The organism is Streptomyces sp. NPDC050504 (assembly GCF_044458065.1).
GTDB lineage: Bacteria > Actinomycetota > Actinomycetes > Streptomycetales > Streptomycetaceae > Streptomyces.
Genome location: NZ_JBITHO010000006.1, coordinates 89,427 through 102,978, shown reverse-complemented (window position 1 = coordinate 102,978; position 13,552 = coordinate 89,427). Strand labels below are relative to the sequence as shown.

15 protein-coding genes, 1 pseudogene and 1 riboswitch are annotated in these 13,552 nt (G+C 70.0%); of the genes and pseudogenes, 3 read left to right on the top strand and 13 right to left on the bottom strand.

The features are described 5' to 3' along the window. Positions 1–11: 11 nt before the first annotated feature. From ACIBNE_RS23275 to ACIBNE_RS23245, 7 genes and pseudogenes are all read right to left on the bottom strand, one after another. Positions 12–564, bottom strand: a pseudogene (locus ACIBNE_RS23275) (flavodoxin-dependent (E)-4-hydroxy-3-methylbut-2-enyl-diphosphate synthase); the annotation flags it as partial. 8 nt (positions 565–572) lie between these two features. Beyond that, entirely contained in the window at positions 573–1,595 is a 1,023-nt protein-coding gene (locus ACIBNE_RS23270) for a hypothetical protein (RefSeq protein WP_399274458.1), read from the bottom strand. Position 1,596: 1 nt separating this feature from the next. After that, positions 1,597–1,908, bottom strand: coding sequence for an MmoB/DmpM family protein (locus tag ACIBNE_RS23265; protein ID WP_399274456.1), 312 nt, complete (start codon positions 1,906–1,908; stop codon positions 1,597–1,599). Continuing rightward, complete coding sequence (locus tag ACIBNE_RS23260) at positions 1,905–2,252, bottom strand: Rieske 2Fe-2S domain-containing protein (protein WP_399274454.1); 348 nt, start codon at positions 2,250–2,252, stop codon at positions 1,905–1,907. Before ACIBNE_RS23260 ends, ACIBNE_RS23265 begins: the two co-directional genes overlap by 4 nt. Further along, positions 2,249–2,494: a toluene-4-monooxygenase system B family protein gene (locus ACIBNE_RS23255; RefSeq protein WP_399274452.1), complete on the bottom strand. Its 246-nt coding sequence runs from the start codon at positions 2,492–2,494 to the stop codon at positions 2,249–2,251. The genes ACIBNE_RS23260 and ACIBNE_RS23255 overlap by 4 nt, the downstream gene beginning before the upstream one ends. 1 nt (position 2,495) lies before the next feature. Further along, a complete protein-coding gene (locus ACIBNE_RS23250) occupies positions 2,496–3,986 on the bottom strand; it encodes a YHS domain-containing protein (RefSeq protein WP_399274450.1) in 1,491 nt (496 codons plus the stop codon). Positions 3,987–4,246: 260 nt separating this feature from the next. After that, positions 4,247–4,573: a hypothetical protein gene (locus ACIBNE_RS23245; RefSeq protein WP_399274449.1), complete on the bottom strand. Its 327-nt coding sequence runs from the start codon at positions 4,571–4,573 to the stop codon at positions 4,247–4,249. A gap of 380 nt (positions 4,574–4,953) precedes the next feature. Here ACIBNE_RS23245 and ACIBNE_RS23240 point away from each other — a divergent pair, with 380 nt between their 5' ends. Continuing rightward, complete coding sequence (locus ACIBNE_RS23240; RefSeq protein WP_399274447.1) at positions 4,954–5,550, top strand: N-acyl amino acid synthase FeeM domain-containing protein; 597 nt, start codon at positions 4,954–4,956, stop codon at positions 5,548–5,550. Next, positions 5,547–6,254, top strand: a complete 708-nt coding sequence (locus ACIBNE_RS23235) for a methyltransferase domain-containing protein (RefSeq protein ID WP_399274445.1) — start codon at positions 5,547–5,549, stop codon at positions 6,252–6,254. The genes ACIBNE_RS23240 and ACIBNE_RS23235 overlap by 4 nt, the downstream gene beginning before the upstream one ends. Positions 6,255–6,588: 334 nt before the next feature. Here ACIBNE_RS23235 and ACIBNE_RS23230 read toward each other — a convergent pair whose 3' ends face one another. After that, positions 6,589–7,101, bottom strand: a complete 513-nt coding sequence (locus ACIBNE_RS23230) for a DUF4430 domain-containing protein (protein ID WP_399274443.1) — start codon at positions 7,099–7,101, stop codon at positions 6,589–6,591. Between the two features lie 164 nt (positions 7,102–7,265). After that, positions 7,266–7,409, bottom strand: a riboswitch (cobalamin riboswitch). A 274-nt stretch (positions 7,410–7,683) separates the two neighbouring features. After that, positions 7,684–8,004 carry a hypothetical protein gene (locus ACIBNE_RS23225; protein WP_399274441.1) on the bottom strand — a complete coding sequence of 107 codons (321 nt, stop codon included), beginning with the start codon at positions 8,002–8,004 and terminating at the stop codon, positions 7,684–7,686. A gap of 233 nt (positions 8,005–8,237) precedes the next feature. Here ACIBNE_RS23225 and ACIBNE_RS23220 point away from each other — a divergent pair, with 233 nt between their 5' ends. Next, the gene (locus ACIBNE_RS23220) at positions 8,238–8,594 is read left to right on the top strand and encodes a hypothetical protein (protein ID WP_399274439.1); all 357 of its coding nucleotides are present in this window, start codon (positions 8,238–8,240) and stop codon (positions 8,592–8,594) included. A 190-nt stretch (positions 8,595–8,784) separates the two neighbouring features. Here the strand turns inward: ACIBNE_RS23220 and ACIBNE_RS23215 are convergent, their stop codons facing one another. The 4 genes from ACIBNE_RS23215 to ACIBNE_RS23200 form a co-directional block, all read right to left on the bottom strand. Beyond that, complete coding sequence (locus ACIBNE_RS23215; RefSeq protein WP_399274437.1) at positions 8,785–9,357, bottom strand: SUKH-4 family immunity protein; 573 nt, start codon at positions 9,355–9,357, stop codon at positions 8,785–8,787. A gap of 59 nt (positions 9,358–9,416) precedes the next feature. After that, entirely contained in the window at positions 9,417–11,078 is a 1,662-nt protein-coding gene (locus ACIBNE_RS23210; RefSeq protein ID WP_399274435.1) for a polymorphic toxin-type HINT domain-containing protein, read from the bottom strand. Positions 11,079–11,710: 632 nt separating this feature from the next. Next, the gene (locus tag ACIBNE_RS23205) at positions 11,711–12,355 is read right to left on the bottom strand and encodes a T6SS immunity protein Tdi1 domain-containing protein (protein ID WP_399274433.1); all 645 of its coding nucleotides are present in this window, start codon (positions 12,353–12,355) and stop codon (positions 11,711–11,713) included. 116 nt (positions 12,356–12,471) lie between these two features. Further along, positions 12,472–13,422, bottom strand: a complete 951-nt coding sequence (locus ACIBNE_RS23200; protein WP_399274431.1) for an FG-GAP repeat domain-containing protein — start codon at positions 13,420–13,422, stop codon at positions 12,472–12,474. Positions 13,423–13,552 lie beyond the last annotated feature (130 nt).

Genomic DNA, 13,552 nt, shown 5'->3' with positions numbered 1-13,552 from the left:
GGACCGTGTCCGGGGACGATTCTGATCGTGTGTCCCTTGACGAAGATCTGGCCTTTGCCGTTGTCGGCGGAGACACCGATGTCGGCCTCGCGTGGCTCGCCGGGCCCGTTGACGACGTAGCCCATGACGGCGATGTGCAGAGGATGGGGGAAGCCTTGGAAGGCGGCGTTTACCCGTGCGGTGAGTTCGTAGAGGTCGGTCTGGAGGCGCCCGCGACCCGGACAGGAGTCGATCTCCAGACGAGGGGTGCGCGGGCCGAGCGAGGTCAGGACGGCGATTCCGGTGCAGGGGGTATTCGCAGGAACGGGCGAGCAGTTCGTAGGCGCGCACCATCGTCATCGGATCGTGGTGCTTGACGCTGATCTTGATGTCGGTGAGGCCACGCTCCTCGAACAGGGAGCACTCCCACAGGGCGGACTCGGCCAGCGCCTCGGGAGCGGCCCGCCCGTACTTGGCGACCAGACGTGCGTCCGGGCTGCTGGCGTTGACCCTGATTCGGATGGGGACGGCGGCGTCGGAGACGTCGGCGATCCGATGGTCGAAGCGCTTGATGTTGCCGGGATCTGCGTGGTTCAGGACCGGGTCAGGCCGGCGGCGGTGTGCAGGGCGGTCAGTTCGTCGGTGACGGTGCCCAGGACATCCGTGGGCGGGGCCGGGGCGGGGGCCTGGGCGAACAGCTCCGCGAGGGCTTGGACCGCCTGCCGTACGGCCGGGTCGCGGTGTGTCGTCCAGGTGTGCAGCACTTTGGCCAGCTCCGGGCGCTGTTGCAGGGCGTACCGGGTCAGCGCGCCGGTCCAGTCGCGGCTGCGACGGCTGTCGTGACGGAACTCGGTGCACAAGTCGGCCAGGAAGGCGTCGTCGTTGGCGCGGGCGAGGTCGGCGAGGGCGTCGTTGACCAGGGTGTCGAGGGCCGGTTTGACGAGGAGGTTGAGCACGGCGAAGGACTCTCCCCAGTCCCGGACCGTCAGGAGTTCCTCCAGGAGGCGGCGCAGGGGCTGCCAGGCCGCGTGGTCCTGCCAGGCGGTTCGGGCGGTGACGGTGGTGGCGAGGTCCTCGTCGTGGACGGTGGCCAGGGCCTTGGTCCAGTAGGCCAGGCGTTGGATGCGGCGCATCTCGTCGGCGGCCTGGAAGGCGGCGCAGTTGGTGATGTAGGCGGAGGGCGCGAGGTGGGCGGTGTAGGAGGCGGTCATCTGCAGCACGTGCAGGGGAAAGCGCAGGGGGACGGCCAGGGTGCGCAGGAGATTCACCCAGGAGGGGTCGAGGGTGTGGAGGGAGCGGGCGGCCTCGTGTTCGTCGATGAGCAGGTCGGTGTGGACCTCCCGCTCGTGCTGGAGGGTGACGTAGTCCTTGTACGTGAGCCGGTGCGGGTCGCGGAAGCCCTCCCAGGTGGGGACCTGGAAGGCGGAGCCCTCCCGGTGGGCGAGGTACCAGCGGTTGAGGGGGGCGTCGGGCGCGAGCTCGAACGGCGCGGGCTCGCGCCGGAAGGTGTACTGGAAGTGCGCGGTGACCACTTCGTACGGGGTGGGCCTGCGGCGTACGTCTCCCAGCATGCTCCAGGTGCGCGGCGCGGACCGGCGGGGGTTCGGGCTCGGCATGTCAGTCCTGCCTCTCCAGGTACCAGGTGATCGCGTCGTCGGTGGTGTCCATCCGGCCGGCGAAGGCGCCGAGTGCGGGTTCGAGCCTGGACAGCGGGAAGTGGTGGCCGAGTTCGTCCTCCAGGCTCGCTCTGGTCAGGCGGCACCGGCCGACGGTGTGGACGCGGATGTACCCGCCGCGGTCCACGACGTACACCTCGAAGCCGGGGTTGTCCCTCTCCACGGCGGCGATGACCGCCTGGGCGAGGTCGGCGTCCATGCCGCGGATCACCGGGCCCACGAGCCTCGGCGCGTCGTCGGTCGGCTGCGTCATGCTCTCTCCGTGCTGGTCGGGTCGAGGGCGATGTCGATCGAACCCGCGCGTTCGCGGGCCTGGTAGCGCCGCAGTCGGCAGGAGAGCGGGTTGACTCCGGCGCCGGTGGTGGCGGCGAACTCCCACAGGTGCCCCGAGCAGGTCAGGACGTCGGTGTCCGGGTCGAAGTCCGCGTCGTCCAGCGGCAGCCCCTGGTGCGGGCAGGTCCCCTGGAAGGCCCGGACATCCCCGCCCAGGAGCCGGACCAGCAGAACGGGTCGGCCCCGCACCTCGACGCCCAGGATGTCGCCCTCCCACAGGTCCGCGGCGTCGGCGGCCGCGATCCAGTCGGTCTCTCGGCTCATGCGTACGCCACGCGCAGCACGTCCATCGGGCCGACCTCGCAGGCCGTGAGGGTGAGCCGGGGGTCGAGGGTGCGGCCCCGGTGGGAGACGGCGAGCGGGCGGTCCTGCACGGGCACGAAGGCCCCCAGGATCTGTTCGGTGATCTTGCGGGCCGCCTCTTCGACCGAGTCGGTGTCTTCCAGCATGGCCAGCCGCAGACACAGTTCGTGGTCAACGGCCACCTGGACGGTCAGTGCGCTCACCTCACGGCTCCTTCCGGCCGAGGGCCCAGGCGTAGCCGGTGGAGTCGTCGCCGTACTCCCCGGGCTTGAGACCCATGTAGGCCAGCGCGCCTTCCAGGGTGGGGGGTTGGATGTCTCCCGCGGCGAAGCGCTCGGTGAGGGTGACGTGCCCGGCGTACCGTTCGGGGCGCAGCGAGAAGATCCAGCGGCACGGCGGCGAGCAGAAGAAGTAGCGCCGCCCGGCGTGCTCCATGGTCAGGGGCTCGGGGGAGTCGAGGAGACCGGCCCGGTGGCCGGCCGGGGTGGCCAGGGCCAGGTTGCAGGCGTGGCAGAGGGTGGGCAGGGAGGTGGGGATCTCGCGGCCTTCGCGCAGACATTCGGCGAGCTGGTCCCACATGGGGCCGAAGGTGCGTCCCCAGCCGGGGTACTTCTCTTCGAGCCAGGCGCGCTCCGGCACCGTGACCCCGGCGTGGGGGTCCCACCACATGCTGGCCCGCAGGTACCAGACGCCGATCTGTACGGCGTGGTGGAACCAGTCCAGTTCAGGCAGGAAGTGCTTGTTCCAGTACCAGGGCAGCTCAAGGCCGAGATCGCGGAACTGGTCGCTGAACTGCTTGATGATCCACTCGTTCATGAACTCCTTGAACGACTGGTCGCGGTGTTCCAGCGGGGTGTAGTAGTCCATCGACATGCCGGTGAGCAGCGCGAAGATCCGCCACACCCGCCAGAACGCCACGTCGACGAGCTGCTGGACCTCGTCCTTGCGGCCGGCCTGGAGCAGGATCTTGATGGTGGGTTCGCCCTGCTGGGCGTGGCGGGCCTCGTCGGTCTGGATGGAGGAGATCAGGGAGGCGAACTCCAGGTCGCCCACCTCAAGGGCCTGGGCGGCCATGCCGAGGAACTGGAGGTTGGAGAAGCCGGTCTCCAGGGCGAAGGTGAGCTGGATCGCGGTGGACACGGCGTCGTTGCCGCCGAAGGTGTCGTCGAAGGCGACGCGGGCGGCGATCGCTCCCCAGTGCTGGGTGTGGAGGGTCCGGTGGGCCCAGTCCGCGCGGGGCTCCTTGCTGAGGAGGCTGTGGGCGAAGTACGCCTGGATCTGGGCGTGACGGATCTCGTCGAGCGTGCCGAGGGTCGCCATGTTCCGCCAGGCGGCGGCGCGTCCGAAGCGGGCCATCCGGCCTTCCGCGATCGCCCCGAGGTACTCGGTGAGCGGTGTCACGCCGTAGTGGGCCAGCACGGCGGCCCGCCAGCCGGGATCGAGGCGCTCGTAGACGGCGGAGCGTGCGGCGACCTGGTTCACCGCGTAGACGGCCGCGTCCTTGCCCGCCTGGTTGTGCGCGTACTCACGGTAGGTGATCTTGTACGGCTCGTCCCAGGTCCACCACTGTCGGGCCGAGACGCCGTAGGCGTTGCTGACGTCCCTGGGGAAGGCCTGTTCCTCGTCGACGTACGACAGGTCCCAGTTCATGTCGCGGGTGAGGTCGTACCAGGCGGAACGGGGAAGGGCGGGCATCCGCTGCTCCTTCGATGCCGGTCTCATGTGCACCTGGCAACCACTATCGGCTCAATTCCGAGTAGGTGCAAGAGTGTTGACTGACCGTCAGAGTTTGCCCCTGACGTGCTCCCCAGCACCTCCCCGAGCACGTCCACCACGTGCACCACGTGCCCCGGCGCGGTGTCCCGACCGCCACCGCGGGGTGGGTCGTCGGCACCGCGCCGGACCGCGTGCTCCGGGGTGTGGTCAGCGTCCCCCTGGCCGACGCGGTTCTCGGGTCAGCAGACGCAGTGGACGGTGAGGGTGATGCTGGAGGGCGGCGGGGGCGAGTTGAGGTAGGGGGCGATCCAGACGCTGATGGCCCGGCCGTCTTCGCTGAGGGTCCACCGCCGCCGGTGGTTGGGGTCGAGCGGCGAGCCGTCCCCGTTGGTGATGGTCCAGTCGTTGTCGGGGCGCAGGCCCTCGGGGCAGATCGCGGTGACGCCGCTGGGGGAACCGGTGGCGGCGACGGTCTGGGGCAGGGCGTCGGCCTGGGCGGGGACGGTCAGGAGGGCCGTCATCGTCATCGCGGTGAGACAGGTGAAGGCGAGTCGTCGGGGGAACACGGAAGTCCTCTCGTGGAACGTGGAACGGATCCCGCCGCGCACCGCACGGCCGGTTTACGGGGGAATACGTATCTCATCCAGGCCGCTCGTCCACGGGAGCGAGCGGGCCCCGTTGCGCTTCCTCACCCGACCGGGGGTGTCCCCGTGCGTTGAGCCGGGGCCGTGGGCGGGCACGGAGGCGCGGCGACCTGGTCGCGCACCCACCACGAGGACGAGGACCGGGTGCGGCACCACTCGGCACCAGCGTGCCGAACCGCTGATGTGCGGATGAGGGGATCGTGTTGGGGGTCCCGGGACCCTTCACCGCTCGCCGCTCCTACGGCATCCTGCTGTGCCGTGTCGGCCGTACGACGGGCGGCCGGGGGAAAAACGGGGGAGAGATGGATCCTTTGGTCATAGGCGCACCGCGGCGCGGCGCGCGCGGACTGTCCCTGCGGGTGGCCCGCACCGAGCGGGAGCGTGCGGAGGTGCGGGAGCTGCGCCGACGGCACGCGCCCGGCGGTCCGATCCCCGTCTGGGACGCGTACGACGAGGACGAGGACACCCTTTTGGTGGTGTGCCGGGAAGCCGACGAGGCTGTGGGGTCGCTGAGGATCACCCGGCACCTGCCGGACCGGGGCGATCTGACCTCGTACTTCCCTGACATGCCCGCGGCCCTGTTCGACGCTCCGCACGGCAGCGCCTCCGTGGGGCGGGTGCTGGTCGCGCCGACGCACCGCTCCGCGGACATCACGGCAGCGCTGATCGAGGCCGCCGGTCTGTGGTGCGTTCGGACCACCCCGCTGCGGCGGTACCTCGCGGCGGCCGCCCCGCGCGTGGCCCGCTTCAACCGGTTCTTCGGCGCCCGGCCCGTCCTCGGCCCGGTGGCTGTGCCTGGCTTCGCGGAAGGGCTGGTCCTGATGGACGGTTCGCTGCCCGGGACGGCGGCGCGGGCCGGTGAGTGGCTCACGGCGCGCGGCTGGGAGCCGGGCCGGTGAGGGGCGTGGAGGCGGCGGTGGCGGCGGGCAGGGTGGAGATGACTTCCCGGCCGCTCGCCGAGTACCGGCTGTGCCTCGGGCTCAGGGACGGGGAACTCCTGCGGGGGCCGGTGCTGGACTGTTCCGGCGGAGCCTCGTCCTTCGCGGCGGAAGCCAGGGCCCTGGGCGCGGACGTGACCTCCGCGGACCCGGTGTACTCCCTCTCTCCAGAGCGACTGGCCGCCCTGACCGCTACGGCGCGGGAGCGCCTGATCGCGCTGGCCGAGCGGGTGGGGGACACGCTCGACTTCTCCTGGTCCGGGTCCTGGGAGGCCCACCTGAAACTGTGGGACGGGTCGGCGGAGGCATTCCTGCGGGACTACACCGCCGATCGGGAGCGGAACACCGGGCTGTACGTGGCCGGCGGTCTGCCCCGGCTGCCGTTCCCGGACGGCCGCTTCGGGCTGACGCTCTGCTCGTTCCTGGTCTTCACCTTCCCCGGCCTGCTGGACCCGTTCGAGGCACTGCGGGACCTCGTGCGTGTAACCGCGCCCGGCGGAGAAGTGCGGGTCACGCCGCTTCAGGACGCGGCGGGGGACCCGTATCCCGAGCTGGAGACACTGCGCGTACGGCTGGCGGAGACGGGGGTGGAGACGGAGGTGCGGCCCATCGCGTACAGCCTCAATCCGAGGCAGACGACGATGCTGGTCCTTCGCCGGGGCTGAGCGCGCACCGAGAGGGTCCGGGGACGGTACGCCCCGGACCCTCTCGGGCGAAAGCCCCCGCTGAACCCCTGACGGCAACCTCCGAGCGGTCCGCACGGAGATTCTCCTGCCTCGCCACCTGTGCCCCCCGCCACGAGCTGGGGAACACCGATCCGAGACCGAAGAGCGCGAACCGCTGCCGGCGCGGAACACCTCCGCTCACGCGGAGAGGACGGAGCCACGACGCGTGTGATCGTGACTGGCTCTGGAACACCTCCGCCTGCGCGGAGAACACCGTCCGAAGAACGGTGGAGGCACGGAGGCCGCGGTGAGTCGCCCCGCCACGTCCGAAAGGTCAGAACGCGGTCCAGGTGAAGGCGACCTTGTCGCCCGCGTTGAGCTTGAACTGGCAGCCGCCCACGGGGGTGGACGTGCCGTTGACGGAGATGTTCCAGTAGGCGGCGCCGCCCCCGCTGACGTTCTTGATCGTGTCGACCGAGAAGTCGTCGAACGACGCGTACCAGGTGCCGTCCCAGGTGAAGTTCCGCTTGCGGGCGGCGTCGTCGAGGGCCGCGGTCGGGGTGGGGACGGGAGCGGCGTTGGCGCTCCCGTTGGTGCCGTCGCATCTGTGGGTGCCGCCGGTCGCGGTCGTGACGTCGTGGCCGCGGGTCTTTATCTTCCCCTTGAAGAGGAGCCCGTCCGGGCCGGTCACGGTGAGGGACACGCGTACGGCGGCGTTCGTGCCGCGTGCGTCCGTTCCCGGGGCGCTCTGGGCGTGGGCGACCGCGGGGACGGTGGAGAGGGCCAGGCCGAGGGCCGTTGCGGCGATCAAGTGGCGTGTGCGGCGCGGGGCGGCGGTACGGGTCATGGTGGAGCCTTCCTGGCGGGGCGGTCCACAGCTCGTCACCGACGAGCGGACCGTCGACCCGGCAGACGGACCCGCTCCCTCGTCCTCGTGTACCGGACGACGTACCGGACCGCGACACGGCGGACAGGGCTCTCGGCTTCGCGCTGCAGACCATGACAGTGGGAAGCGAATCAACAGCACGCGCCAGGTACTCCGACTCGCGGCCCCACGGGCCGCACACGGTTGCAGGTCAGCGCCGGATTCGCACCGGCTTCCCCTGATCACGCACATATGAGGTTGTTGTACGAGGTGCTGTGACGACCTTCCGCGTCCGGCGGCGTGCGCTGACACCGCAGTCGCCGGACGGTGAAGTCGTCGTACCTTATGGCCCATTGAGCGGCCCGCGCCACCCGGATGCGGCTACGTCCGTCAGGTGGACCGCCACCACGCACAACGCCGTGGACCGGATCCGCCGCTGAGCACGGGGGAGTTGGTACGTCCGGGTGCCGTACGGGCTCCCGGGCGTACCCCTGGGCCGGCGACGGGGCCGATACCCGCACCGCGACACCAGGGCACGACGCCAGGGCACGACGCCATAGGGCGTCAGGAGCAGTGGCACCCTGAACGGGGCGGGGCGGCTTCCCGCAGCGCCGTGATCGCGCGGAGCGTCTCGGTGGTGTGCCCGGCCACCTGGCCGTTCGGCGTGCAGATGTTCCACAGGCCGTCCGGGGACGGCTCGGCCTTGCCGATGAGGTAGGGGCGCGTGATGTCAGTGACGTCGCGGATGGAGATCGTGACACCCGACCTGGCGACGCTGTACCTGCGCCCTATGCACTTCAGGCAGGCGGGGTTGGCTGTCACCCCGTCGAGGTCCAGAGCTTGCTCGTCCTGACCGCTTCTCGTGCCGAGAACCGGACCCAGCATGACACCTCCATCACCTAGCGCGATCACTCAGTCCATCAGCGTAGCCATAGCGACAGAACACATCCCTTCGGATCGTTCCCTCTTGGGACAAACTTGGGTAATGACAATTCCGCAGCGTGACGCCGAACCGCGCGTCAACCGCGGCGGAGGCTCTGGCGAACCGTGGAAAATGGTGGTGCACATCCGCAGCGATGCGCGCCACCGGTACTCGCGCCTCTGTAAGGAATCGCCCGTTGACCATGGAGAACCTGCCAGGAAAGCTGGTGGTCGAGGTGGGAGAGCGCCAGGCCTGGCCCTTCATCACCTTCCTCGACACCGAAAGCGACCCGGAACGCGAGGTCCGGCTCTACCTGGACACCGACTGGCGGATCGCGACGCCCGGGGACGCCGGTGTGCCGCGCACCGGGACACCGGACAATCCGCTGCCGGACCTGGTCCTCATCAACAACCGTTACGTGGTGAGGGCCGCCGAGCACGCGGACGTGTCAGCCGACATCGTCTTCGACAACGGTCTGACGCTGCGCATCTCCGGAGACGGCACCGAGACCACCGCCGGCGAACCCTGGTGGTTCTCCGCCTGGACGCCGTAACGCGCGACGACACGTGGCGACTCGCGACGACTCGCGGCGGGAAAGACAGCGGGGCAGGCACCCTCGGCCGCGTCCTGTGCGGACGCGGACCGAGCGGCCTGGCCGAAGCGCTGCGAGCCTATGGGAGTCTCCGATACCGCCGCGTCGCACCGGTCGCTCGCCTCGCCGCGACCGGATGCGCCCAACGACGTCACCAGTGGCCGATGACGCCCTCCCACCACCAGTCGCCCGGGTCCTCGGCCGCCCCCTTCGGGTCGATGGCGTGCGCGAGGTCGACCGCCGTCTGGAGCATCGGTCCCAGTCGTTCGTCGTCCGCCGCGTCCAGGACGAGCAGGGCCCGGCGTGCGAAGTACCACCGCCAGGAGATCTCCTGGAACGCCCGCACGGAGGAGTTGAGCGGCACCACGTCGCCCAGTTCGTCGGGGAAGCCGACGACGCGCCCGTCGGTTTCCGTCGCTGCGATCGTGTGGTCCCAGAAGCGGCCCAGGCGGTAGGCGGAGAGACCGTGCGACTCGATCTCCGGGCCGCCTCCGGCCTGGACCGCGCCGGCCAGCAGGACGGAGTCCGCCTGCTCGGGCTCGTAGACCGGCACCCCCCACTCCCTGAGTGCCGCGCTCTCCGCCGGGGGAAGCCGCCACCCGGCGGACTCGGCCCCGGCCCGGGAGGCCGTCGCGCGGTCGGCCGCCGAGCCGATCAGCTCGGGCAGGGGGAGATCCAGGGCGCGGCGGTAGTCCTGGCACGCCTTTTCGAGATCGCTCTTCATGATCTGTTCCTTCTTCCGTGTCCGGGGCCGCGGTTTCCGTGTCTTCTGGTGTCGGGGTCCTACAGGGGGCCGCACTGCCCCGGCCCGGCGCACCAGATGACAGTCTCCGTGATGTCCTGCCTGGTGGCACGGACCGTGTCCTGGGACTGTGCGATCTTCGTCCTGTTCATGTTGATGGTCGAAGGCCCGTCCGGGTCGAGGCTCCAGGAGATGCTGTTCTGCGCCTTCTTGAACTGGACGAGCGTGGTCGCGCACAGGTTCGGCCTGCTGGTGCAAGGCTGTCGCTCCGAGTAGATGGCGACGACCGCGTCGGGGCTGATGTTGTTCGCCTTCAGGTAGGCGTTGATGATCCGCTCGGAGTGCTGCTTGCCCTGGCCCTCGTTGCGCGCCGCCACGTACGTGACCGTGCCTCCCTGCTCGATCGCGTACACCGCGATGTTCCCGCCCCGTTCCACCTTCTGGATCTGGCGGAGCTTCGCCGCGAGCTGCGCCAGCGGGTTCGTCGGCTCGTTGAGCTGTGTTTTCCCACAACTCCAGTTGTGCACAAGGACGTTCGCGGAGCCGGCGCCCACGTAGTAGGTGTGCGGGCCCTCCACGGTGAGGTCGAAGGTGATTTGGGTCCGGGTGTACCGGTCCACGGCCGCGACCCGCAGCGAGCTGCCGTCCGGGGTGCGCAGCGGGACTCCGGGCCCGATCTCGCCCGCGTCGACCCATCGCCGCTGGTCGGTCCGCCAGAACGGGTGGGTGTCCGTGGCGGTGAGGACCGCGGGGCCGGTGGCGGTGCGCAGGAAGAGGCGGGTGAAGTGCTTGTCGTCGCGGGTGACGATGGTGTTTACGACCCGGTGTCCCGAGGTGCGACCCGTGTACGGATCCGTCGCGAGGACCCGGTCCCCTTCGCGTACCTTCTCGATCGCCCTGCGGGTGCCGTCCGCGAGCAGGACGGGAGTGCCGGCGAGGAAGCTGTGCGGGACCGCACAGGGCTGGTCTTCCTCCTCGTCGTCCTTCGGCCTCTCGGGCGTCTCGGGCGTCTCGGGCTTCTTCGGCGGCTCGGGCTTGGGCTTGGCGTTCTCCGCGTCGAGCTTGGCCTTCGCCGCGTTGAACTTGTCCTCGGCGTTCTTGACCTTGCTGCGGGCGGCCGCGACGTTGCCGATCTTGCCCTTCAGGCTCCAGGCCAGTTCCAGGACCTTCTTGGCCTTGCCCACGCCCTTCTTCCAGTCCCAGGGTTTGTAGTACTTCTTGGCGAACTTTCCCGCCACGCCGCCGATCAGCCCGACCAGCACGTCGATGACGGCCTGCCCGCAGGTGGCCAGCTGTTGCCTGATCACACAGTCGAAGGGGTTCTTCAGCCCCAGTTCGTCAGCGAGGATCTTGGCGAGCTCGATGGCGGTCGCCTTGGCCTGTTCCTCGCTGGTGCGCTGATCGCCCTTCGCCTTCTCCAGTTCCTGCTGGGCCGTCTCGAAGTCGATCTGCGTCTGCGTCTTCACCGGCGGCGCGGGGGGCTCGTCCCTGGCGGGTACGTCACCCGCGGGGACGTCTCCGTCACCGGGCGGTTCCTCACCTGGCGGCGCGGCCGCCGGTTTCCCGCCGCCGGTCTCGCACGGGCCTCCCCCGATGCACGAGATCTGGGCGACGATCTTTTCGGTCAGGGTCTGCCCGATGCCGGTCGCCACCAACGCGCCGATGATCGCTACGACCAGCAGTACCAGGCCCAGGTACTCCACCGCGGTCTGCCCGGACTGACCACGAGCCCGGCTGCGGGACCGGAGGCCCAGCAGCCGGGCTCGCGTACGCGGAAGTCTTCGAGAGCCTTCCTTGGCTATGCACACGCGCTGGGCCCGATGGCCACGTCTTAACGGCATGTGAGTGAAACTAGCGACCCGTCAGTTACCCGTAGTGAGCCCCAGGGCCCAGGCTTGGGCCCAAAGTTGGCACCGCAGGCCTCCTGCCGACTGGGCCCGCAGCCGAGGCCTCCCGGGGAGGCTGAGTGGTGGGGCGAAGCCGAACCGTCCGCCGTGCTTTCCAGGCGGTACTGGCGTGCGTACCGTTCCAGGGTCGCGGTAACATCGCCCGCGCTGTCCGCGTCGAGCCCGGGGGAGCGTCCCGTCCCTCGCAACCGCTCCAGGACGCGCGGGGTATGGACGAGCTTCGCCCGGAAGTTGTGGAGACGGCTCGTTGCCGTGTCGATGACGATCCACCGGCCCGTGTGCCGCTCACGGCCGATCACCGTGACTCGGTCGGCCCCGCGGCCCCAGTACGCGCCCGCCACGTACACCTTCGCCCCGCCCCTGAAGTACTTCGTCCTCGCGCGCAGCTCCTGGCCGCTGGTGCCGCAGCGGCAGAACGAACGCGGCTCTCAGGCCCCTGGCCCCGGAGGGGCGATAGCCGCACCGCTGACCGGCGTGCCTTCGGGCAGGTCCCGGATCTGGAGGGCGAGTTGGGTGCACAATTCGAAGTACACCCGCCGGTCGGTGAGTTCCATGTTCCCGACTTCGTCCGGGCCGCCGAGGGACAGCGGCACCTTGTATCCGACGACCTGGTCGAAACCGAGAGGTCCGGCCTCGGGGTTGGCCCGGCGCCACTCCTGGAAGTACGGGAAGGCCAGAGCGTCCTCGTCCTCGTCGGCCACCGCCCCGAAGAACTCCTCCAGCGTCAGCCTCGTACGCAGGTACTCGCCCTCGGCCGGATCGACCGCGATGACGTAGCGGGGCCTCGACTCCGGGTCGCGGACGTCGAAGAGCAGCTCGCGGCCCGTCCAGTCGAAGGCGAAGGGGTAGTAGCGCCCCTCGATGCCCTCGATCATCCGGGCGCACGCCGCATACGACGTGTGGGCGGATCCCGGAGTGTGGAACCGCAGGAAGCCGTTTGCCAAGGTCCTTCCCGCCGCCTTTGCGAACAGGCCGATGAGGGGAGCGGGCACGGCACGCCCGCTCACGTCCGAAGCCGCCGGTCGCGCCGCTTCCGTCGTGGGGAAGCGGTGAAAGAGGACTTCGAGGGACATGATGCTCACTCCTGCTTGATTTCGGTTCACCGATGGTGCCCCCGTCGGGTGGGTGGCGGGAAACGTCCCGTCGCGAGGGTCCGGTGCAGCTCCCCGGACCCTCGCGACGGCTCGGGTCAGAGCAGGTTGTAGGCGTTGAAGCCGGTGCCGATCTTCACGAGCTTGCGGATCGGGGCGGTGGCGCGGCCGGTGCCGGAGTAGCGGTAGAGGTCGCCGGTCTTGGTGCGGGCGATCAGGTCGGTGATGCCGTCGCCGTCGAGGTCGCCGACGCTCAGGATGCGGTCGTACCCGTTCCAGCCCGCGCCGATCTTCTTGCCCGGCTTGAAGGGCTTGGTGTACGAGCCGGTGCCCGCGAGGAGGAACAGGTCGCCCGTCTTGTTGCGGACGACGACGTCGGCCTTGCCGTCGCCGGTCAGGTCGCCCAGCCCGGCGATCTCGGTGTACGCGTTCCAGCCGGTGGCCACGCGGGTCGGCCGGGTGAGGCGGCCGTCGGGGTAGCCGCAGTAGACGTACGCGTTGCCGGCCTTGTCGACGGCCAGGATGTCGGCGGCCTTGCTGCCGCCCAGGTCACCGGGGGACAGGAACTTGCGGTGCTTCCAGCCCGAGCCGACGAGCTTGGTGTCGAAGTCCCCGTTCGGCTTCTCCCAGCTGTACGTGACCAGGCCGTCCTTCTGGTAGTCCCAGGAGCCGTCGCCTATGCCGTCGCCGTTGTGGTCGGCCTGGGCGACAGCGGCGGCGAAGTCGTACGGCACGCCCACGTTGTACGCGCGCTCGAAGCCGCCTCGGTCGTTAGGGAAGAACAGGTAGGCGTTCTTGTTCTTCTTGTGGACCGCCAGCATCGGGTAGGTCGGCGTCAGGGGCAGCGCGGCGGCCGCGGTGCGCGGGGAGGCGAGAGCCGCCCCGTGGGCGCTCTGACCGGACTGGACCTCGGCCCTGGTGCGGGACGCGTCCGCGTTGGCCGGTGCGCTGTCCGCGACGGCGGTGCCCGCGGTGGTGGCGAGCGCAGCGGTGATCGCGGTGGTGACGAGCGTGCGCTTCAGCGCCCGCTGACGACGGGTGGTGCTCATGGAACCCTCACGTAGTGCCGATATCCGTCTTCGCGTGATTGTCTGGACCAATCGCGCGAATGACCTGCATGGTGTCATAGGCCTCTGACACCCCCTGCCCCCGGCTGGCAGCTCCGCCGCGCTGTGGCTG

Bases quoted from the DNA above. Each gene is read 5' to 3' on its own strand.
- ACIBNE_RS23250 (WP_399274450.1), bottom strand. From the start codon at position 3,986: ATGCCCGCCCTTCCCCGTTCCGCCTGGTACGACCTCACCCGCGACATG.
- ACIBNE_RS23240 (WP_399274447.1), top strand. From the start codon at position 4,954: ATGGATCCTTTGGTCATAGGCGCACCGCGGCGCGGCGCGCGCGGACTG.
- ACIBNE_RS23215 (WP_399274437.1), bottom strand. From the start codon at position 9,357: ATGAAGAGCGATCTCGAAAAGGCGTGCCAGGACTACCGCCGCGCCCTG.
- ACIBNE_RS23200 (WP_399274431.1), bottom strand. From the start codon at position 13,422: ATGAGCACCACCCGTCGTCAGCGGGCGCTGAAGCGCACGCTCGTCACC.
- ACIBNE_RS23260 (WP_399274454.1), bottom strand. From the start codon at position 2,252: ATGAGCCGAGAGACCGACTGGATCGCGGCCGCCGACGCCGCGGACCTG.
- ACIBNE_RS23270 (WP_399274458.1), bottom strand. From the start codon at position 1,595: ATGCCGAGCCCGAACCCCCGCCGGTCCGCGCCGCGCACCTGGAGCATG.
- ACIBNE_RS23205 (WP_399274433.1), bottom strand. From the start codon at position 12,355: ATGTCCCTCGAAGTCCTCTTTCACCGCTTCCCCACGACGGAAGCGGCG.
- ACIBNE_RS23265 (WP_399274456.1), bottom strand. From the start codon at position 1,908: ATGACGCAGCCGACCGACGACGCGCCGAGGCTCGTGGGCCCGGTGATC.
- ACIBNE_RS23225 (WP_399274441.1), bottom strand. From the start codon at position 8,004: ATGCTGGGTCCGGTTCTCGGCACGAGAAGCGGTCAGGACGAGCAAGCT.
- ACIBNE_RS23230 (WP_399274443.1), bottom strand. From the start codon at position 7,101: ATGACCCGTACCGCCGCCCCGCGCCGCACACGCCACTTGATCGCCGCA.